19 protein-coding genes are annotated in these 21224 nt (G+C 51.9%); 11 read left to right on the plus strand and 8 right to left on the minus strand.

Annotated elements, in window-relative coordinates; all coding sequences use genetic code 11:
• Positions 1 to 82 precede the first annotated feature (82 nt).
• The 3 genes from ACFQ88_RS08290 to ACFQ88_RS08300 form a co-directional block, all read right to left on the minus strand.
• Positions 83 to 1621 carry a PAS domain-containing sensor histidine kinase gene (locus tag ACFQ88_RS08290; RefSeq protein ID WP_379453786.1) on the minus strand — a complete coding sequence of 513 codons (1539 nt, stop codon included), beginning with the start codon at positions 1619 to 1621 and terminating at the stop codon, positions 83 to 85.
• A 265-nt stretch (positions 1622 to 1886) separates the two neighbouring features.
• Positions 1887 to 2048: a hypothetical protein gene (locus ACFQ88_RS08295; protein ID WP_239632682.1), complete on the minus strand. Its 162-nt coding sequence runs from the start codon at positions 2046 to 2048 to the stop codon at positions 1887 to 1889.
• Positions 2049 to 2110: 62 nt separating this feature from the next.
• On the minus strand, positions 2111 to 2866 hold the full coding sequence (locus ACFQ88_RS08300) for a YwaF family protein (protein ID WP_239632684.1): 756 nt from the start codon (positions 2864 to 2866) through the stop codon (positions 2111 to 2113).
• A 300-nt stretch (positions 2867 to 3166) separates the two neighbouring features.
• Between ACFQ88_RS08300 and ACFQ88_RS08305 the strand changes: the two genes are divergently transcribed.
• From ACFQ88_RS08305 to ACFQ88_RS08335, 7 genes are all read left to right on the plus strand, one after another.
• Positions 3167 to 3316 carry a hypothetical protein gene (locus ACFQ88_RS08305; RefSeq protein ID WP_379453787.1) on the plus strand — a complete coding sequence of 50 codons (150 nt, stop codon included), beginning with the start codon at positions 3167 to 3169 and terminating at the stop codon, positions 3314 to 3316.
• 142 nt (positions 3317 to 3458) lie between these two features.
• A complete protein-coding gene (locus tag ACFQ88_RS08310; protein WP_379453788.1) occupies positions 3459 to 5411 on the plus strand; it encodes a DUF2334 domain-containing protein in 1953 nt (650 codons plus the stop codon).
• 332 nt (positions 5412 to 5743) lie between these two features.
• On the plus strand, positions 5744 to 6628 hold the full coding sequence (locus tag ACFQ88_RS08315) for an N-acetylmuramoyl-L-alanine amidase family protein (protein WP_379453789.1): 885 nt from the start codon (positions 5744 to 5746) through the stop codon (positions 6626 to 6628).
• A 72-nt stretch (positions 6629 to 6700) separates the two neighbouring features.
• Entirely contained in the window at positions 6701 to 7393 is a 693-nt protein-coding gene (locus tag ACFQ88_RS08320; protein ID WP_239632693.1) for a response regulator transcription factor, read from the plus strand.
• Positions 7394 to 7607: 214 nt separating this feature from the next.
• Entirely contained in the window at positions 7608 to 7865 is a 258-nt protein-coding gene (locus ACFQ88_RS08325; protein WP_239632695.1) for a MerR family transcriptional regulator, read from the plus strand.
• A gap of 192 nt (positions 7866 to 8057) precedes the next feature.
• Complete coding sequence (locus tag ACFQ88_RS08330) at positions 8058 to 9350, plus strand: cupin domain-containing protein (protein ID WP_379453790.1); 1293 nt, start codon at positions 8058 to 8060, stop codon at positions 9348 to 9350.
• Positions 9351 to 9363: 13 nt separating this feature from the next.
• Positions 9364 to 11949 carry a glycosyl hydrolase family 95 catalytic domain-containing protein gene (locus ACFQ88_RS08335; RefSeq protein ID WP_379453791.1) on the plus strand — a complete coding sequence of 862 codons (2586 nt, stop codon included), beginning with the start codon at positions 9364 to 9366 and terminating at the stop codon, positions 11947 to 11949.
• Between the two features lie 572 nt (positions 11950 to 12521).
• On the opposite strand, the gene glsA is transcribed toward ACFQ88_RS08335, so the two are convergent.
• On the minus strand, positions 12522 to 13463 hold the full coding sequence (gene glsA, locus ACFQ88_RS08340; protein ID WP_379453792.1) for a glutaminase A: 942 nt from the start codon (positions 13461 to 13463) through the stop codon (positions 12522 to 12524).
• Between the two features lie 170 nt (positions 13464 to 13633).
• Here glsA and ACFQ88_RS08345 point away from each other — a divergent pair, with 170 nt between their 5' ends.
• Positions 13634 to 14686, plus strand: a complete 1053-nt coding sequence (locus ACFQ88_RS08345) for a class I SAM-dependent methyltransferase (protein ID WP_379453793.1) — start codon at positions 13634 to 13636, stop codon at positions 14684 to 14686.
• A 132-nt stretch (positions 14687 to 14818) separates the two neighbouring features.
• Positions 14819 to 15748, plus strand: coding sequence for a manganese-dependent inorganic pyrophosphatase (locus ACFQ88_RS08350; RefSeq protein ID WP_239635304.1), 930 nt, complete (start codon positions 14819 to 14821; stop codon positions 15746 to 15748).
• 51 nt (positions 15749 to 15799) lie between these two features.
• Here the strand turns inward: ACFQ88_RS08350 and ACFQ88_RS08355 are convergent, their stop codons facing one another.
• Together ACFQ88_RS08355 and yhbH are read right to left on the minus strand one after the other, a co-directional pair.
• On the minus strand, positions 15800 to 17233 hold the full coding sequence (locus ACFQ88_RS08355; protein WP_379453794.1) for a SpoVR family protein: 1434 nt from the start codon (positions 17231 to 17233) through the stop codon (positions 15800 to 15802).
• Positions 17230 to 18387, minus strand: coding sequence for a sporulation protein YhbH (gene yhbH, locus ACFQ88_RS08360; RefSeq protein ID WP_239632707.1), 1158 nt, complete (start codon positions 18385 to 18387; stop codon positions 17230 to 17232). Before yhbH ends, ACFQ88_RS08355 begins: the two co-directional genes overlap by 4 nt.
• Before the next feature lie 295 nt (positions 18388 to 18682).
• Between yhbH and ACFQ88_RS08365 the strand changes: the two genes are divergently transcribed.
• Both ACFQ88_RS08365 and ACFQ88_RS08370 read left to right on the plus strand, forming a co-directional pair.
• On the plus strand, positions 18683 to 18874 hold the full coding sequence (locus tag ACFQ88_RS08365) for an IS1096 element passenger TnpR family protein (protein ID WP_379453795.1): 192 nt from the start codon (positions 18683 to 18685) through the stop codon (positions 18872 to 18874).
• Between the two features lie 54 nt (positions 18875 to 18928).
• The gene (locus ACFQ88_RS08370; RefSeq protein WP_379453796.1) at positions 18929 to 19141 is read left to right on the plus strand and encodes a hypothetical protein; all 213 of its coding nucleotides are present in this window, start codon (positions 18929 to 18931) and stop codon (positions 19139 to 19141) included.
• Positions 19142 to 19690: 549 nt separating this feature from the next.
• On the opposite strand, the gene ACFQ88_RS08375 is transcribed toward ACFQ88_RS08370, so the two are convergent.
• On the minus strand, positions 19691 to 20740 hold the full coding sequence (locus ACFQ88_RS08375; protein ID WP_379453797.1) for a copper amine oxidase N-terminal domain-containing protein: 1050 nt from the start codon (positions 20738 to 20740) through the stop codon (positions 19691 to 19693).
• A 145-nt stretch (positions 20741 to 20885) separates the two neighbouring features.
• The gene (gene cyoD, locus ACFQ88_RS08380) at positions 20886 to 21224 is read right to left on the minus strand and encodes a cytochrome o ubiquinol oxidase subunit IV (RefSeq protein WP_239632716.1); all 339 of its coding nucleotides are present in this window, start codon (positions 21222 to 21224) and stop codon (positions 20886 to 20888) included.

The following is a 21224-nucleotide window of genomic DNA, read 5'->3' on the forward strand; positions in this document are numbered from 1 at the left end:
TTCTCGGATACGACAAACCCCTTCCGTATTCAAATGAATGAGGGAAGGGGTTGTTTATCATGTGTCATAGTTAGCATCGATATCATCGTATGACCGGCATATAAATTTCGACGACGGTTCCTTTGTTCACTTCACTGCGGATCGCCATCCGTCCGCCGTGATTTTCAATGATTTTGAACGTGACCATCAGCCCGAGGCCGGTACCTTTCTCTTTTGTCGTATAAAACGGCTCGCCCAAGCGGGGAATGCGCTCCTCCGGTATTCCACAGCCTTGATCGATAAAGCGGATGAGCAGCTGATTCTCGTCCCAGAGGCCGATTTCAATCCGCAATTGTCCGCCGTCGGGCATCGACTCGATTGCGTTGTTCAATATGTTGATAAATACTTGCTTGATCTGGTTTTCATCGCACAGAATCGCAGGAAGCCCTTCCTCGGCATGGACGACGAGCTCGACGTAATGTATCATCGCCTGCGAGCCGATTAATGCGATCGTATTGTGAAGGATAGCCTCCGCCTGCTTCGGTTGAGAGCGAAGGGATTGCGGCTTGGCGATGACGAGAAATTCGCTTACGATAAAATTAATCCGTTCCAGCTCGTCCATCATGATGTCGAAATACGATTCGAAGCCGGATATTTTCGTCTGCATCAGCTGCACGAACCCTTTGAGCGAAGTAAGCGGATTGCGGATCTCATGAGCGACTCCGGCCGCCATTTGGCCGACAATCGAGAGCTTTTCCGAGCGAAGGAGCATTTCCTCCGCTTTTTTCCGTTCGCTGATATCTTTTCCGATCATATAAACGCCCTTCATTTGACCGTTCACGACGATCGGGACATTCAGCACGCTCAGCTCCACGGGATGACCGTCTTTATGGACGAAGGTAATCTCATAATGGTGGGTTTGTCCCTGCAGCGTATCATCGAACCGTTCCTGCCATCGTTCTACATGCTCGGGCACGATCAGATGGTGAATGGATTTATGGAGCAGCTCTTCCTCCGTGTAACCGGTGATCCGGAAGGTAGCGGGGTTAGCGCTCGTGCAGTAGCCGTAGCCATCGAAGGAACAGATGGGATCGGGATTGTTCTGGAACAGGGATTTGTAGCGCTGCTCGCTTTGCTCGAGCTTCTTCTCCGCCTTTTTCTTCTCGTAAATTGCTTGAATCATGGCGTAAGAACGGGCAAAACGGCTGTCTTCCTCCTGGTCGAGGATCGTGTCGAAGATGTCATCCTGAAAGTCGTCCGGATCGCTGCTTCTGTCCAGCTTTTTGACTTCGTACAGCATGTTTTTGACATTTGCGACATGATCTTTATGAATCCAGGCAACGGATGCGGTTTTGGAGCCGGCCGCCCCTTCCGGACTTAAATAGACGATGCCTTTTTTGACATCGTATTCGGTGACATGGTTCATGTTGACCACGTTCATTTGATCGATCAGCCGAAACCCGTCCTCGTACATCCATTCTTCGAATGCTTCCAGCGTCGGAGTCCAGTAATATTTATCGTTAATCGTATGAATGACGTATTCTTTATTCCTCAGGCACTCGATTTTAACGACATCATCGGAATGGATGAGGATAATATCCGAGCCCTTTTTTCCGTCTCTGGTTACGGGGATTTTTTGCATGCCCAAGATTCACCTGCCTGCCTACATCATATCATTTTACCATAATAGTTAAAGTGTCGGGGCACTGGGTCTGAGTAGGAGCTATAGTTGTGCGAACAACAGGTTAAGTCATCGGATTCATGCCTGCAACTGAGAATAGCTTAGAATATCCCCTACCGGAAAATTAACACAATGACTCCATTATAGCGCTTGTGGAAATGAGAAGTAAATGCATTTTTTAGCAAAAAAGGAACCGCCTTTGCAGGCGGTTGCGGAGCTTCCCTCGTCAAGCTTCATCTATATACTCATCCTGATCGCTGCCCCAAATAAAATCTTTCGTATAATCGATCCCCGGCTCGCTTGGCTGTTCCTTGCTGCTCAGCTGGGCGATTTCGGTGCTCAATTCTTGCTGATCTTTGGACGGGGTTTGATTGCGCTGATCGGCCATAGTATCCCTCCTTTCTTCCTGACTTGTATACTTTGCCGCCAAGGGCATTATTATTCGATGGCTTAGCCGTGGAGGTTCGAGGGAGGTGGCATGTGGTCTTGTTTTCGAAATGGCTTGAGAAAAAACACGGCGTACATCAAGGCAAACAGTGCTGCGGCTATCGCTTCCTCGGCAAGCAGGTAGTAAGGGTATGGGCCCAAAGCATCCAGGATGGAGGCGGTAGCCGGCTTGTGCATAAGAAACATGTAATTCGATCCGAGCTTCTGATTAATGATCCAGACGATACCGGCGAGTACGTTCAGAAAAATCATAGCGAATCCGACGGATCGCCAAGTTGGCTTGCAGCCCTCGACCCACGTCATATAAAGGGCGGAGAGAATGATGGCGCCATGGACGATGAAAAAATGAAGAAAGCGGAAGTGTGGGAACGGATAACCGAGGCTGGGCGTTAGCATGGCCTGTAATGCGCCGCCGATTCCTGCAAAAAACAGCAGCTGATAAAGAAGTCGGCTGCGGGTGACCAGCATGATTGCAGACAGCATGAGCGTGATACTGCACAGCTCAAGGGGCAGCGTGCTCTTAACGTCCCATGTCCGTTCAAGTGCGTACCACCCATACAGCAGAGCTTCAGGGACAAGGAGCATCACCAGGAGCAATCCGCGTACGGCGGTTTGCCGGGAACGGTTGGCTCGAATCGCGCTTCTGCCGAAATACAGGAGTACTGCGAGCGATACCAGGATAACGATTGCCGCCAGATGGGACGGCGAAAATAGAAGGAATGCTGCCGTGCGCTCGGCAGACCAAAATGAAGCATTCATTGCAATCCCCCCTCTTCTTTTTGTCAATTGATGGGATACATCTGTAGTGTAAGAGAGGGACGCTGCATGGGGACAGTACTAACTTTATGTAGTACCGGGTGATTCACGAACCAGGTTTGTGTGCTACAAACAAAAAAAGCACCCGTACAAAGGGTGCTCGCTTTCGTATCGCTATTTTTGAAAAGACCTTATTCAACATCGTAACAAAAGCTGAAGAAACAGTCTGAGCACAGCTTCCTGGAATTTCGCTTTGGAGATAGCTACAGTTATTTAAGGAACGATTCATTAGATAGCCATCGGATGAAGTTTTACAAGCTATATCATCATATTTCCTGCACTGCTGGCGGATTAAAGCTGCTGCATCGGGGATTTCCCGACAAGCAGGCGGCACAGCATATCGTCGATTATAATTGCGCCAGCGCCTTGAAATTTGCCCGTTCCATCAATTAACCTGCGGTCCATTCCGGATTAAAAAAATGATGTTCGCCGGAGGCGAAATTTGATACAATTTTACTAGGCAAAATTGAAAGCGTTTGAAATGAAGCGCAGGCCTTTCGTTTTGTACAGCATGAAGGGAGCAGGATGACCGATAATGTCCCGCAATTTTAGAATGAAATGGCTGCGCTATGCTATTTCGGTACTTGTAATTTTTATGATGATAACCTCTTACAACATCAAGGTGGAAGGGGAGTCGACCAATCCGCGCTTTGTGTTGATGAGGCTTGAAGATATCGGGCCGGGGGGACAGTACGGTTCGATGGAGCAGCTGGGGAAGCTGAGGGCGGTAATGGAATACTTGCGGGATCAGCACGTAGCATATCATCTCGCGGTGATTCCGCGCTGGCTTGATTTTCCGGCGGACGGCTCTCGCTACGATGTCTCCTTAGACCAGGCTGACAATCCCTATGTTGCCGCCTATCAGACCTTGCTGAGACAGGCGGTCAACGACGGCGCCGTTCTCGGGATGCACGGATACACGCATCAGGTCGGGTTGGTGCGGCGGGATGACGGTCACCATGAATCGGGAATCGGCAACGAGTTTAACGAGACCGACGAGGATTACACGCGTTCCGCTTCGTTTGCGGAGCCGCGGTTGAAGGCGGGACTCGATATATTAAGCCGTGCCGGGCTGAAGCCGCAATTTTGGGAATCGCCGCACTATCGCTCGACGCCGCAGCAGGATGCGGTGTTCCGATCCTATTTCGGATTAAGCTACCAGGCGGACGTGCAGGCCAACCGCAACGCTTCATCCGCGCAATATTTGAATCAACGAAACGCGAGCTACGGTGAGCCGAATATGGGAGCAGCTTACATCCCGACGCCGTATGACTATATTCCATATAATAAGGATGAGAAATTCATTCTGGACCGGCTGGGCCGGACGAACAATATTCACTCCTTTTTTTACCATCCCTTCCTGGAATTCAAGTATTTGATTCCTGTTCTGGATGAAGAAGGCGAGCAGGTTGTCCGGGACGGATTGCCGGAGTTCCGGTACCCCGATCAAAACCGCAGCGTACTGCAAAAGCTGATCGCCGGATTGAAGGAGAAGCGTTACGTGTTCTACTCCATACAGGATTACGTACCGTTCACTCCTTCCCACAGCTTGAAGCTGAAGGATGCGGCTGCAGCTGAGCAGCAAGGACCGAAAGGGCAGCAGGCGCAACCGCAGCCGTCCTGGCAGACGAAATGGATGTTCGGCGATGTTACGGGAGACGGGCAGGCGGATGCGGTTAGCTGGGATTTGAAGAGCGGCTCCATTACGGTTGCCGCAGGTGCTTTCGGCGGGTTGCGCAACGAGCCTCAGGGCGCGCCTTCGGTTTGGGGGAATTTATCTTACGCGCCGGGCGCGGCAGCAGCATTGGGGAGCGCGAAGGGAGCGGACAGCGCGAGCCTCTGGGTCGCCCAGCCGAACGGCGTGCTGGAACGGTTCATCCCCGACGGCGGCCGGTTCCAGCTGGCCAATCATTGGCAGCTGGAGGCGAAAAGCTGGGCGAATTTGCAGGTGCTGCCTCAGGCCGGCGGCGACGTGGTAGTGACCGGGCTCTCGGCGGACCGGATGCAAGTGAACGGCTACTGTATATCCAAAGGCGAGGCGAAGCCGCTCAAGCCCTACAAGCTGAAAAGCGAGTGGAAGTACGAGCTGCAGCCGCATGCTATGGAGGATGGAAGCAAAGCGTTGTTTTTGACCAAACCGTCCACTATCGGCGGGTTGGAATTATCCTTCGACAAAGCGTCGCTGTCGTGGAAAGCGAAGCGAATGCAGCTGAACGTGCCGGACGAGGACGGCGACATGCGACTCGGCGATTTTAACGGAGACGGCCAGGAGGACGTGCTCAGGTACCATCCCGAATCATCCCGCTATACCGTATATTTGCGAAAGGGAGCGAACGAGTTTCAATTGCTGTCAACCTTCGGACCTTGGGGGAAGCCGGGGATGAAGCTGATCATTACCGATTTTGACGGGAACGGCAAAAGCGATCTCGGATTGTACGACCGTCAGGACGGATTCCTGGATACGGCGCTTTCATTTGAACACCAATAATCAAGCTAAAGCTTCTAAGAAACGGACTTATTTCTTTTATTCATTTATACATTCAGCTCGGACCTGGCAGTATGCCGGGTTTTTCTTTTGTCAAACGATTTTTCCCTTGAAAGGGAAGGCTGAATCCATGACAATGTGGATGGTGCCTTGCTTGCAATCAATCAAAGGAGCAGCAGTGAACCACGGGTGCCATCAACCTGAATAGGGTCGGACACATAGGCGCACGAGCCGGACTACACGATGTTTTAACTTTGTTTGCAGTACCGATCATAGTACGATTTTATCGGATGAATGGCAGGTACGGAGTCAACAAACCGGAGGGGTAGATTCAAGTGAAGTTGTTGAAAACAAGCGTATGGGCCGCATTGCTGGCTATTGGGGTCGTATACGCCATGATAGGCTATTCCAATGAAAAAGAGCCTGAACAAAAGCCGCATGAGCCTGCCGTTGCTGTGGCTCCTTCTAAGGCTCCTACAGCGGTGCCCGGCGGTCTGCCGGCCAGCGGGGAAGCTGCTGCAGGCGGCTCCGTTATGCCGGAGCCTGTACCGTCGCCTACAGTGCCGGCCGAAAATCAAACGGCCGTATCCAAGCCGGTTATTTATCTCGATCCCGGCCATCAGCGCAAAGGCAATAACGAGCTAGAGCCGGTAGCTCCAGGCTCCAAAGCGATGAAGCCGAAAGTATCCGGCGGAACGACCGGCGTCTCTACGGGGAAGCCGGAATATGTGCTGAATCTCGAGGTGGCGGTGCTGTTGAAGCAGATGCTGGAGGAGCAAGGCATGGAGGTGCTGGTGACACGGGAGGAGCACGACGTCGATATCAGCAACAAGCAGCGGGCCGAGCTGGCTAACGAAGCGAGCGCCCGGTTAGCGGTTAGACTCCACGCCGACGGCAACGAGTCCCCCAAAGCGGAGGGCTTCTCCGTGCTGTACCCTCACCCGAGCGTCATACCCGATGAAGCCGTCCAGGCAAGCAGCCTCAAGGCGGCCGAGCTTATTCACGACTCTCTGAAGGAGAGTACGGGAGCGAAATCGCGAGGTATCGTACCGCGGCAGGATTTGAGCGGCTTTAACTGGTCGACCGTACCGGTGGTTCTCGTCGAGATGGGGTTCATGACGAACCCTGCGGAAGACGTGCGCATGTCGGATCCCGACTACCAGCGCAAGCTGGCGGAAGGAATGGCTCAAGGAATCGTTGCCTATATACAAACTTCTTGACCTGAAGCAACCTTTTGTCTATTCTTGTATTAATTGGATGAGTGATATAATGTCTTGGTGGTGTGAGTATTCATGACAGGGCAAATGATATTGATTGTAGAAGACGATCAGGAAATTCGCGAGATCATGCGAACGTATTTGGAAGCGCATCAATTCCGAGTCATTTGGACGGATCGGGGCGACGATGCCATTCGGCTCGTCCGGTCGGTACAGCCGGATCTGATATTGCTGGATGTGCTGCTTCCCGGCAAGGACGGGTTTGAAGTGTGCAAGGAAGTGCGGCTCATGTCTTCGGCGCCGATTATTTTTGTCAGCTGCAAGCAGGACGAGCAGGATAAGATTACCGGGCTCGCTCTCGGAGGCGACGATTATATAACGAAGCCGTTCAGTCCCAATGAGCTTGTTGCGCGAGTGAAGGCTAATTTGAGGCGGCCGCTTCTGAGCGGAGGCTACACCGACTCATCTTCGAAGCTGCGCTTTGGCGAGGTCGAGATCGATCCTGTCAGCCGAACGTTAATGGTAAGCGGGAATGAAATCATCTTATCCAAGAAGGAATTCGAGCTGCTGTATTTTTTGGCGACTCATCCCGGCCGAACGATCACTCACGAGGAGCTGTTCCGGGAAATATGGGGGCAGGAAATCCTTAACGATACAAGAACCATCATTGTTCATGTGAGCAATCTGCGCAAAAAAATCGAGAGTGACCCCGCCAACCCGAGACACATCATTAACGTTCACGGGGTCGGCTATAAATTTTATATATAACATCCTTCCTTCGGTCCTGCGTCAGTGATGCGGATTGATCGAAGGATTTTTTTTCGAGCGGATATGACATAAAAACAAACAGCGGACAGCGCGGAAAATAGTCCGTTTTTCACTGTGCTCCTTTTTCCAATGTAATATAATATAACATAAATATCTCATTCCACATTGGGGTTATTGTTCCATATCTAAAGCAGGATAGAGGAGATGAGCGGCGATGTCGTTATTAGAGAAAAAAGTCATCAGCATCGGAACCGTAAGCCAACTGAGCGGGTTATCAATAAGGCAAATCCGGTATTACGAGGAGAGAAAGCTCATTTTTCCCGAACGCACGAATGGGGGGACCCGATTGTACTCTTTCCGGGATGTGGAGAAGCTGGTTGAGATTGTGGAGCGGATGGAGGAAGGCTTTCAAACCTACGACATACAGCAGCTGGAGAAGCGGGCAGTGATGAAGCGGGAGAGCTGTTCGTGATTCCGCAGTCTTGATGCTTTGGCAGCCAATAATTGGGAAACTGCGTACGGGCTCATTCCGTCGCCTAAGAAGCCCCCTCGTCTTTGACGAAGGGGTTTTTGAGTCGGAAACCGGGATTGCGTATTTGTACCTGCTTGCCTATGATGATTTTGTATGCAATTTGTAAACGTAATGGAAGCGGAGGGACAATAAATGAAAGCGTTATTAGTCGGCGTAGGCGGATTCGGCTCTGGATGGTACCGAAGACTGCGGAATCAATACGGCGAGGTGGCGTTGGCGGTTGCCGACAGGGATGAGAGCCATCGCAGCAGGATCGAGGGGGACGGCGTTCCCTTTTATACATCCATAACGGAAGCCATTGAGCAGGAAAAACCAGATGTGCTTCTGAACGTAACCCCGCGCCATGTGCACAAAGAAATCAACAGCATTGCGTTCGACTACAAGCTGCCGGTTTTCAGCGAGAAGCCGATTGCCGACAATTATGAGGATGCTAAGGCGATGGTCGAGCGGGCGGAGCAAGAGCAAATTCCTTATATGATCGCAGAAAATTACCGCAGATTTCCCTTAGTCCGTAGGCTGAAGCAGCTGCTCGTTGAAGGGACGATCGGCGACATTGTAACGGTGGATGGAGAATTTTACAGAAATCTGGATAAACCGATAGAGAATAAGCTGGATGTGCTGGAGGAGCTTGTCGTTCATCATTTCGATCTGGTGCGCTATTTGACCGGACGGGAAGTCGGCAAAGTGTTCGCAACCTACCGTCACCAGCTGCACATCGTCATGGATATGCAGGCGGGAATTATCGCGACGTTCACCTGTTCTACCCGTTCCAAGGGCAAGCATACGGAGTGGGCCGGCAATTGGCGGATCGAAGGGACCGAAGGCTGTCTCGAGCTCATCGACAGTCAGATCGTTTTGACGAAGGATGGAGAGACGACGCTGTTTGACGAGTTCAGCGATGTGGAGTCCCCCGGCGCTTTCAGCGAGTTCTTGCTTGCATTGGAAGAGGGAAGAGAGGCGGAGACGAGCGCGAAGGATTATTTGAAAAATCAGGCGCTGGCCCACTACACCCGGCAGTCGATCAGGGAAAATCAGATGGTGGACACGTCGTCGAGCTGGGGCTACGGCCCGATGATTGTACGCAATTTTCTTGAGACCGAGTTCAGCGCACCGGGTGTAAGCCATAACGGAAAAGGCTTGACGCTGGGAAAAAGGCTGTTCAGCAAAGCTGACTTCGATACGCCGATCATGTTCCTCGGCTACACGGAAATTCCTCCCGGGACATCCATTGGCTATCACGGCCATCGCGAGGACGAGGAAGTATACATCATCTTGGAAGGGACAGGCATTATGACGGTCAACGGCGAGCAGAGACAGGTCAAGTCCGGGGATATCGTACTGAATAAGCCGTGGTGGAAGCATGGATTGGAGAATAACAGCGAAGAACCGCTTCGCGCGATTATTTTTGAAGTGAAGAAGGGATGAGGAGATGAGCACAATGCCGCATTCATTGCCTATGATGGATTATCGGGAGCATGTTTCGCGCGGTGACCTGCATTACGAGAAGACGGTGAAGCGAAGCGAAGGCGGATTGCCGATAGGAACGGGGACGATGGGAAGTCTGGTGTGGACATCCCCGTCGGCCGTTAAGCTGCAAGTGAACCGGGTCGATGTGTATGCCAACGATTGCTCAACAAACAGCTTCAATGAGAGACATTCCGACTATGCTTACGGATGCGGCTTTGTCGATATCGATTTTGTCGATTACGGAGCCGATGTGTTTACAGACGATACGGTACAGCAGCATTTGAGTCTCTATGACGCTACGGCCGCTATCCAAGGAAACGGGGTACAATTGGAAGCGTTTGCTAAGTCAGGCGGCGACGTGTTCGCCTTCTTGGTAGAGGACCGCAGAGCCGAGCCGCAAGGCATCAATGTAAAGCTGAAAATGCTTCGTCCCGCCGAAGTATTGACCAAGCACCATCTTGCGGTGTCCACGCTGAAAATGGTGAACGATATGATCGTTCTGAAGCAGGTGTTCCGCGAGGGAGAGCATTATTGCTGCTCGGCCGTTGCTATCTGCTTGTCAGGCAGAGACGCGATAGCCCGCATGAACGATGAATTCGGCGGAAGAGAGCTTGTAGGCAGCTTCCGCAAACGTCCTGTGCTCGGGCAGCCTAACGAGACCGAAATGCGGCTGTGCGTCAAGCCGGGAGCGGGAGCCTTCGAGCTGTTCGTTGCCAGTGCAGCCTCGTTCGACACGGAGGAGGATGTCGTCGCCTTGGCGGTGGAGCGTGCGGAAGCGGCGAGAAGCCAGGGCTATGCCGCGATGCTGGCGGAACACAAGGCATGGTGGAATGAATACTGGAGCAAGTCGTATATTCGCTTGAGCAGTGAAGACGGGGCGGCTGAGAAGGTGGAGGCGCATTATACGTACTTTTTGTACCTGATGGCTTCCAATTCCCGCGGCGGACAGTTTGCGCCGAACTTCGGCGGCATGCTCCTTAGTCCTCGCGGCGACCGCCGCCATTGGGGGGCGATGCAGTGGTGGAACAACCTGAATCTGTACTACAACGCGATACTTCCCTCAGGGCATTACGAGCTGATGGAGCCTTACTTCCATATGTACTCGAACATGTACGATTCGTGCGCCAGAGCAGCCGAGCAGCAATGGGGCAGCCAGGGGATTTTTATTCCCGAGGTCGTCTGGTTCAACGGATTGGACAATCTTCCCGCCGATATTGCCGAGGAAATGAGAGAGCTGTATTTGCTTCGCAAGCCGTGGGAAGAGCGTTCTGAAAGATTCAAGCAGTACGCCTATTCCAAGCATCCTCACGAGAGCCGTTGGAACTGGAAGTCCTACGAGTCTTGGGAGGAAGGACATTTGGTGTACCCCGACAGGGGATATGGGCCGTACGGCTTCACCACGCACATGTTCGCCAATCAGGTCGGCATTGCCTTCCATTACTGGATGTACTATGAGTACACAAAGGATGAAACCTGGCTGCGCGAACGCGCTTATCCGATGATCAAGGGTGCGGCGGAATTTTTCCGGCATTTCCCTAATTTGCGCAAAGAAGAAGACGGCTTGTACCATATTTACCATACGATCAACGATGAGAAATATATCGGCGGCAAAGATTCCATGGATGCGATGTCCGCTATGCACGGCATCTTGCCGGTGCTGCTGAAGGCGTCGGAGCTGCTCGGTGTAGACGCGGATTTGCGTCCTGTATGGCAGGAGCTCTACGACCATCTCGCTCCGATCCCGACGAGCGACAATCCGGAGGCGGTATTGCGGACGGAAGAAGGCGCACCCGGCGTCTGGGTTGGCGCGCTGGAGCCTGTGCTTGATAATAAAAGCGGCATCGATCTTCGTCCGGCCCGCTTTTGCAATCTGTGCACGCTGGCCACGGAGGATGAGAATCCTTCCATGTACGAAACCGGCGTTGCATCGCTTCAATTCCAGGAGGAGCGCTTGAACGGCGATTGGGGCCGAAGCGCCTCGGAAATGTCCGCATCGGCGCGCGTATTGGCCGGGATGGGCATGGCGGAGCCGTTTAAGGAGACGGTGCTGGCCCAGCTGGACTGCATTAATGCGGAGAGGGAATACTGCTATATTACCGAGACGGGTCACGTCAAATTTTTTGACAACCGGCTGACGGTCCGCGAGGGCGTGAATGCAATCAGCGCGCAGCGGCTCGGTAATGCGGCCGCGGCCTTGCAGCTGGCGCTATGCCAAAGCCAGCCTGGCGCTCCGGCTAAGGAGCCGGCGATTCGCGTCTTCCCGGCGTGCCCGAAAGGATGGGACGCCGAATTCGCGCTGTGGTGCCACGGCGGGTTTGTCGTAAGCTCGGCGATCCGGCAGGGTGTCGTCACTCGCTTGAGCGTCAAGTCTACGCTTGGCGGCGTGTGCCGGATTCACAATCCGTGGAAGGGCGAGAACGTCGCGCTGCACCGCAAGGACGGCAGCTCTGGCAGTACCAGCGGCTCCAGCAGCTCTGGCAACCCGATGCGGATGAGCGGCTCCATGTTCGTCTTCGACACCGTCGCAGGCGGGGAATACGAGCTGGTTCGGGTCTGACTTGGAGTTGGAGTTAGGGGTCAGACCTGTGACGGCAACGGTGTTTTTGCAGGTATGAAAAACGGCTGCCTCTTATTTTAGAGGGCAGCCGTTCGTGTTGGGGAAGCCAGGCAGTTGCAGGTAACAGGATATGATGGCATAGCCATTCACGATCTCCCGCAATTTCCAAATATTGTCCAGTGTCCTTTTGTGCAAGCGTAGAGAACAAGCTGCCCAAGGACGAGGTGGCGGTCTATCGGACAGAGATTCCGCTAATCCTTGGAATGGGGCTTCTTTTGCCGTACGATCTGACAGTGAATCCGCTAATTGCCCATTTTTTAAGCGAAAATAGTAGTTTTTGGCGAAATAACGGATCTACAGTCCGATCGCATTGAAAATAGTACCATTTTTGGTGAAATAACGGATATGTGGTCCGAACGGAATATAACCATGCTCTTCAATAGGTTCGTATATGAGCTCTAGCAACGAAACTATGAAGAATGCGCTTTGCCTACAAGCTAAACGGCTACCCTTGGAAGGCAGCCGTTTATTCGTCATACCTTTGAGATGTGCATTTTCACTTCTCACAGAACCTAGAAAATGCTCCAATCGAACTCAGTGGACAATGTCTCCAGCAGATGGACACCGGCCGTGCTGTTGCCCTTGGCATTCAATGCGGGTCCTACGACCCCGATGCCGTATTTGCCGGGAACGAGCGCCAAAATGCCGCCGGACACGCCGCTCTTGGCCGGTAGGCCGACGCGAATCGCGAATGCGCCAGATTCATTATACATGCCGCAGGTAATCATGAACGACTTGGCGATCTGCACATATCGTCTCGGGATGAGCTGGCGGCCTGTAACAGGATCCGTGCCGTCAAACGCCAGAACTTGTGCCATCCGCGCGAGCTGCGTGCAGTTGACTTCAATCGAGCAGTGCTTGAAATACACTTCAAGCACTTCCTCTACATCTTCCTCGAGCACGCCGTTCGCTTTGAGGAAGTAGGCGAGAGAACGGTTGCGGTGAGCCGTGGCCGTCTCCGAGCGGTAAACCGCATCGTTGTAGCCGATCGTCGGATCGCCGGCCAGCTCGCGGAAGAACGTGAGGATGCGCTCGCTTTTTTCGGCAGGATCAGCTCCCGCAATCAGGGACGAGACCGCTATCGCACCTGCGTTAATGAGCGGATTGAACGGGATGCCGGGGTCGACCAGCTCGAGCTTCAGCATCGAGTTGAAGTTGTCGCCTGTCGGCTCCATGCCCACTTTGGCGAACACGCCGCTTTCTCCTTTATCCGTTAAAGCGAGCAGCAGGGTGAACACTTTGGAAATGCTCTGCAGAGTAAACGGAAGAACAGCGTCTCCCGCTGTTATAATTCCTGAAGCGCCGTTCATTATTGCAATGCCCAGTGCGTTTCCCGGTGCGTGCGCCAATTCGGGAATATAGGCGGCTACACGACCTTGGGCTGTATAGGCGCGGCTATCCTCCAGACGACTCGGCAATTCTGTGACTATTCGGTTCCATTCTTCGGTTGCCATCGGGAATTCCTCCAATACAAATATCTCCTACTCTTTTTCGACAAGGATGCCTATCCTCCTCCTGTCTTATGCAAATGAAAAGCGAATGGCCGGCATAAATTTTTTACAAAACGCGTTTTGCTGGTTGTTGGGTTGCAGCAGCGAAATAGGCCATTCGCAGGAGGTGCCAGATGGACTTCAACCGGTTATTGAACATACCGATGCAGCACTTTACGAAGTCCGTTCCTTTGATCAATTCGTTCGGACCAATGTTTCCGGCTCTACAAGACGACATTCTCGCGGAATTGCTCGAGATCAAGCCCGAGGAGCGCGTGCTGGACATCGGCGGGGGAGCGCATCCGTTCCGTCGCGCAGATACGGTGACGGAGCCTTTTCTTCATCAATCCTCACACAGGTCGGGGCAGAGCGTCGTTGATCATGTACGCTATGTAGAATGCTTTGCCGAGCAGCTGCCGTTCGATGACCAGTCGTTCGATTTCGCCATCGCACGCCAGGTGTTCGAGCATGTGAACTCGCCAGGGGATGCCTGCAAGGAAATGATGAGGGTAAGCCGAAGAGGCTTTATCGAAACCCCGCAAAAAAATTTCGAGCTGCTCCTCGGCCCGAACCCTTCACACAACTGGTTCGTCACACTTCAGGACGGCGTGCTCTTATTCGAACGCCGAATGTTCATCCGGCATCCGTTCCGGCATATCAGCTTCAGTGCGGTTCCGAGCTCATCGGAAGGCCAGCTGCTGCAGCATCTGGAATTCAAGAATGTGACGAACGTGCAATTTTATTGGGAGCATCAAATCCGCTACGATGTAATTGACAGCGAGGATGGCTTCGATTACCGCAATCAGGAGCACGCCGCTCAGACTCATCTTGATACTGCGTTGTGTTCGCTCCTGCACCGGGGGATTTTTCTTGAGGCGCGTGAGCATGACGCCAGAGAAGCGGTACGGCTGAAGCCGGGCTGGGCATTGGCGCGCAACACGCTTGGCATTTTATTGTGGAAGCAGCGGAAACGGGTGCAGGCGATTGAGCAATTCGAGACTGCAAACGCCCTGGAGCCGAGAGAGGAGTACCGCCATAACGCCCTGATCGATCCTTTGGGAGAGGTGGAGCCCATACTGGTCGATTTCGAGGATACGCTTGAAATGGATGAGCGGTTTTATGAACGGTTTTCCCGCAAGGGCTGCTTCCAGATCGCCGACTATTTGTATGGCCCTCACGTCAAGTAAGCGGGTCGGGGGCTCCTTACAAATCACTGTAAGTTCATTGGAATAAGGAGAGTATGGCGATATAATCTAGTATAGAGAGAGCAATTTATGATATACTTTTCTAAGCAAAAAATATGATTAAGGAGTAAGATGATGGAAAAAACATTGATTTTCGGTCACAAAAATCCTGACACCGATTCGATTGGCTCTGCTCTTGTGTACGCAGATTTGAAAACCAAGCTGGGTGCCAACGTAGAAGCAGTCCGCCTGGGGAATGTCAGCAGCGAAACGCAGTTCGTGCTGGACTATTTTAAAGTAAGTGCTCCTCGCTTGGTGGAAACTGTGGCGAACGAAGTGAACACCGTGATTTTGGTCGATCACAACGAACGTCAACAGAGCGCAAGCGATATCGATAAAGTACGTGTTACCGAAGTTATAGACCATCACCGTATCGCGAACTTCGAAACAAGCGGCCCGCTGTATTACCGCGCCGAGCCGGTAGGCTGCACAACGACGATCCTGAACAAACTCTACAAAGAGAACGGTGTAGCGGTTACGAAAGAAATCGCAGGCTTGATGCTTTCCGCCATCATCTCCGATACATTGCTGTTGAAATCCCCGACTTGCACGGAGCAGGATGTGGCAGCTGCCAAAGAATTGGCTGCTATCGCCGGTGTAGAGCTCGAGACTTACGGATTGGCTATGCTGAAAGCCGGCGCCGATTTGAGCGACAAAACGATTCCGCAGCTGATCTCCCTCGACTCCAAAGAGTTCCAAATGGGAGCAAGCAAAGTCGAAATCGCGCAAGTGAACGCGGTTGACGTGAACGACGTATTGTCCCGTCAAGGCGAGCTGGAAGCCGCTCTTTCCACTATCATCGCCGACAAAGGCTTAGATCTGTTCTTGTTCGTCGTTACGGACATCTTGAACAACGATTCCATCGGGATTGCGCTTGGAAGCAAAGCTTCCGCAGTAGAGCAAGCTTACAATGTAACGCTGGCTGACAACAAAGCGGTGCTTAAAGGTGTCGTTTCCCGTAAATCGCAGATCGTACCTGTGTTGACCGATATTTTCACGAAGTAATAAAAATAACAGGCTGTACTCTTTGTTGAGTACAGCCTGTTTTGTTGAGTTTTACAAAAACTTCCGGTTATGCTTCTTCCCGTCGTAGGTGAACAGCACCTGCTTCGATTCCACCGTCGTTTCGAGGTGGACGGTTTTGCCCCACAGCTTTTGAATATAAGGGAGCGTCCGCTCCACATATTTCAAATCGAGCTCCAGCCCCTCGAAGGAGTGCCTCAGGTACAGCTCCCCATTTTTCTCGTAGTCCCCGTTCTCGACCACAATGTAAGGGAAGCCGCCGTTGACGCGGGAGTAGACGAGCTGATCACGGATGTTGCTCCACGATTTGTCGGTAATTTTCCACTCGGGGCCTTTTTTCTCGAAAATGTATAGATCCAGATCGTCTACAAGCTGCTTGTTCAAGTAGTTGCGGATGAACGACAAATCCGAATCATATTCGCGAACGTCGAATATTTTGCGCCGTCCCGATCCGGGCTCGCGGCCGTAGCGTTCGCGCTCTTCTTCCGTCGGATTATTCCAGCGCTTCTCGATATCCTCGAATATTTTCAAGCCGAGGTAGTACGGATTCAGGCTGTGCCTCGACGGAACGACAACCGATGAATTCAGCTTGGCGAATTCGATGGTCTCATCCTCGGTCAAATCCATCTCCCGAAGAATTCTTTGATGCCAATACGAAGCCCAGCCTTCATTCATAATTTTGGTCTCCAGCTGCGGCCAGAAGTAGAGCATTTCGTCGCGCAGCATCGTCATAATGTCTCGCTGCCAATCGGTCATGTATGGTGCGTGCTCCTCAATGAAGAGCATGAGATCCTTTTCCGGCTTCGCCGGGAATTTGCGGTTTTCAGCCTCCTTCGAAGGCTTTTTATCCATTGACGCCGTGTCCAAATCCCACAAATCCTCATATCCTAGCTTGCGGTCTTTTATGATCTCGCGTTCGGACGATTTTTCGTTGTTTCTGCCGTATCGGGAAGCATTGTAGGGAGCGGAGATCAGCGGATCGACATGCTCTTGAATGGCCAGCACCGCATCGATAAACTTCTCGACCTCTTCCCTTCCGTACATGATTTCGTATTGCCGGACGCGCTCCGCCGTAGCCGACATGCTTTCCACCATGTTACGGTTCGTTTTGGAGAAACGGATGTTGTTTTTGAAAAAATCGCAGTGTGCCAAGACGTGCGCAACAATCAGCTTATTTTGAATGAGCGAATTGCCGTCGAGCAGGAACGCATAGCATGGATCGGAGTTGATGACCAGCTCGTAAATTTTACTCAAGCCAAAGTCGTACTGCATTTTCATCTTGTGAAACGTTTTGCCGAAGCTCCAGTGGCTGAAGCGGGTAGGCATCCCGTAGGCGCCAAACGTATAGATGATGTCGGCGGGACATATTTCATATCGCATGGGGTAGTAGTCGAGACCGAATCCACTGGCGATTTCGGATATTTCGGCAATGGCATATTCCAGATCCTTGATATAGTCGGCGTTCATCGTGCGATCCTCCCTTCGGACTTAGGAAAAAAGGTGCGAAGCGCCTTGTATACTTCGCCTTTCTCGCGAATGACGTAATGCACGAACTTCGGATCATGAATGTTACGGTAAGCGGACATGAGCGTGCTGCTGCGGTTGTATTGGTTCACTTCGCCGTAGCCGAACATATTCGAACGCTTCACGAGCTCGGTGATGAGCTTGACGCACCGCTCGTTGTCGGAGGTCAGGTTATCGCCGTCGGAGAAATGGAAGGGATAAATGTTATAGCGAGCCGGAGAATACCGGCGATCGATCAGGTCGACTGCGAGCTGATAGGCGGAGGAGCAGATCGTCCCGCCGCTTTCTCCCTTGGTGAAAAACTCTTCTTCCGTCACTTCCTTCGCCTCCGTATGGTGGGCGATGAAGACGATTTCCACGTGCTCGTATTTCGTGCGCAGAAACCGCGTCATCCAGAAGAAGAAGCTGCGCGCGATATATTTCTCGAACGATCCCATAGATCCGGACGTATCCATCATGGCTATGATGAGCGCGTTGGATTGGGGAACGATGATTTCATCCCACGTTTTGAACCGCAGATCGTCAGGGCTGATTCCATGGATGCCCGGAATGCCGGCACCTGCATTGCGGCGAAGATTTTCGAGTATCGTCCGCTTTTTATCGATGTTGGACATGATCCCTTTTTTGCGGATGTCATTGAAGATGATGTCCTTGGTCATCACATTGTCTTTTTCTTTTTGCTGCAAATTCGGCAGCTCCAGCTCCTCGAACAGCATCGACTGCAGCTCCTCCATTTGTACCTCTGCGTCGTAATAGTCGTCTCCCGGCTGGTCGCCGGCACCTTCTCCTTTGCCCGGACCTTGGGAGGGGGTCGGGTCTACGCCGAGCACGTCGCCAACCTGGCTGTCGCCGTCACCCTGGCCTACATGCTTGCTTTTATTGTAATTGTAACGAAAACGGTATTCGTCCAAGCTGCGAATCGGTACTTTGATGATCTGCTTGCCGTCGGACATAATGATGCTTTCGTCCGTTACGAGGTCAGGCAGGTTTTGCTTAATCGCTTCACGTACTTTTTGCTGATGGCGGGTCTGGTCCTGATACCCTTTCCGATGCAGAGACCAGTCCTCGCGGGATACGGTAAATAAAGGTTCAGTCATGTCGGACACCTCCTGATATGGGTTGGTTCATGCATACTATGAAACGGGCGGTAACAAGACAACTAGGGAAAAAAAGTGCTTGTTACTAAATATATTCAAGTGAAGGGGGGATATGTGATAGGGACGGGCACCTATTTTTTTGAAATCGCATTCATGAGTTGTGAATTGAAGCGGCATAGCGGGCAAGAAATCAACAAGGCACTACAGCGTTTCGCCGCTTTGGCAGAAGCAAAATAATGGTATAAGGACGGTAAGCTCATAATTCGGTTATTATGATTAATTCTAGGAGGACGGCATGGACTTTATTTGTAAAATTGTGCTGGACGAGCTTACACCTGCGGTTTGGCGCCGATTTCAGTTTCATTCTGAAATTACCTTTCATCAGCAGCATCAATTGTTACAGACCGTTATGGAATGGGACGATTACCACTCGTACGAGTTTGTCTTCGAGGCTGCAGGAGGCCAAACAGGCTATTGCCGATTTTGAACGGCTGACAGGCAACGACAAATACAGCTTGGAGCTCAAGCTGTTTATGTCGAGATGGGTGTTTCCTATACTAACATCTACGGCGAGATAGATGGACGATTTTACAACAGTATGCTCCAAATGTATGCTGAAGTGATCCGTACCGACGATACGGGCAAGCTGATTGAGGAATATGACGAGCGGATAGCTGCGATTGTTGCCGGCACGGTAGGCATCGGATGGGGATTCCATGATGTGCTGGCTGAGTTGTATGAGCAAATTCGTTAGTGAACGGTTTCCTTTATGGGATTACGTGGGGGACAAGGGTACGGAATAGCAGCACATCGGTCCGGGAGGCAGACTATCGGACAGGAGATCCGTTATTTCCTGGAATTAAGCCGCTTTTGCAATGCTACCGGACAAGGGATCCGTTATTTTCCAATATTACCGGATAATTTAGTTTGTTTTGGCTAAATAACGGATCTGTAGTCCGATCGACCTGCGAATTGAGCCATTTTTGGCAAAATAACGGATCTGCGGTCCGCATCAATCAAACAAATGCTTGTATCGCTTTTTCAGCGGCAATTTTCAGAAACAAAAGTGGATTTAGCGTCAGCGCTCCTTCTGAGATGCCTTACCAAACCTCAACCCTTACCGCGCATTCGTTCTGACCGGTTAGGTCGTGGCACTAGCGCGGAGCACCATCGAGTGGCCTTGCTAGACGATTTCTCCTTATGGCTCAACAGCACCTCTTACGAAAAAAAGGGCCGCTCCCTGGCGGAACCACACGCCAGAAGAACAACCCTTTAAGAGAACTTCTCTACTTCAAAATCGTGCTTATTCCGCTTGCGCTTGAAGAACGATTTTCCAAGCCGTGCCAATTGGAGGCAGGCTTCTCGTCAAGACACCGTCGTAGAAACCGATCACTTTCGCGCCTTGAACGAGCGTCGCTTTATCGATCGCTTCGCCTTTCAAATCCGTAAGGACGGATTGCTCCGACAGACGCAGCACAACCTCGGAAGGGGACGTTTCGGTTAATCCAGTGCCTTTGATCCGCACGCTAACCGCTCCTTTGTCGTCGGTACGCACTTCCTCGATCGATCCGGCTGTTCCGATAACGTCCTTTGCTTCTGCTTTATCAAGCACCGTAATCTTGAATGTCGGCGTTTGCGGAGGCAAGCTTAATGTCGCGGCCAAGGAATGCTCGACTTCTACCTTCATGCCCAGAGCAAGGTCGGTAAACTTCAGCGGCGCTCCGTCGGCAGTCTGGTACGCTGTTTCATCGGAAACGTTCAGTACGAGCCCGTCCATGGCCACACCGGTGATCTGAACCGCCTTGTGCCCGTTCGCATCGCGAATCGCTGTAATGACGCCGGTTGCGTTCACATGCTGCTGCTTCTTCTGTTCCGTAATGGCAACCGTCCCTCCTTCGGTCACGACATTAGCTCTTAACACTTCCTGCACGAAGGAAGCCGGGATATACATGGTGTTGTCTACCAGGGCAGGCGCGGTGCCAAGCGGCTTGTACATTTTATTGATCGTATAACGGTCTTCCCCGTTCTTCACCTTCGTCCAAATGGCATCCTTGCTCAAATCAACGGACAAATCTTCCTGATTCCACGTCAAGGTGAAACCAAGTGCTTCTGCTACGGCGCGAAGAGGCAGCATTGCTTCCTTGCCGTCGTATAATTGAAACCCATGGAGGGCTGCCGCTTTACCGTTCACGGTAATTTGAATGTCCTTTTGAGCGGTTGGGGCTTGTGCTTGAACGGCTGCTGGCGCATCGTTAGGCGCGGCATAAGCTGCTCCTCCGGTTAGCGCAACGGAAAGCGCCAGGAGGGCGACCCCTTGTTTGACTATATTGGATTTGTTCGTACGTTTCGTCATCATCTGATTCTCCTTTTGTAGGGGTACCTTATGTAATAAAGTCGATTACAGTATCTCTGACGGGATTTATGTGCATTTTGTTGCAGTTGGTTGCAAAAAAAAGACTTCCGCTCTTCATAGAGCGAAAGTCTCTCCTACAGACAACTTAATGTGCGACCTGGTTGTAGGTCATGATCCAGATCGATCCGGCCACGATCGTCAGCAAGATGATGATGCCGAGAATCAAGGCCATAATGTTCCAGCGGGCGTTCTCGCCTTCTTTCAAATGCATGAAGAACACAAGCTGAACCGCGAACTGCAATATCGCCATCAGCAAAATGATCGCAATGCGGGCCGTTTCGCTGAACATCCCGTTCAATATGACGACCAGCGGGATGATCGTCAGTACGATCGATAAGATAAAGCCGATGACATAAGATTTCAACGACCCGTGAGACCCGGAATGCGAATGCTGGCCGTGCGAGTTCGAATTTGCTTGACTCAT

The organism is Paenibacillus sp. NPDC056579, assembly GCF_042793215.1.
Lineage (GTDB): Bacteria > Bacillota > Bacilli > Paenibacillales > NBRC-103111 > Paenibacillus_S.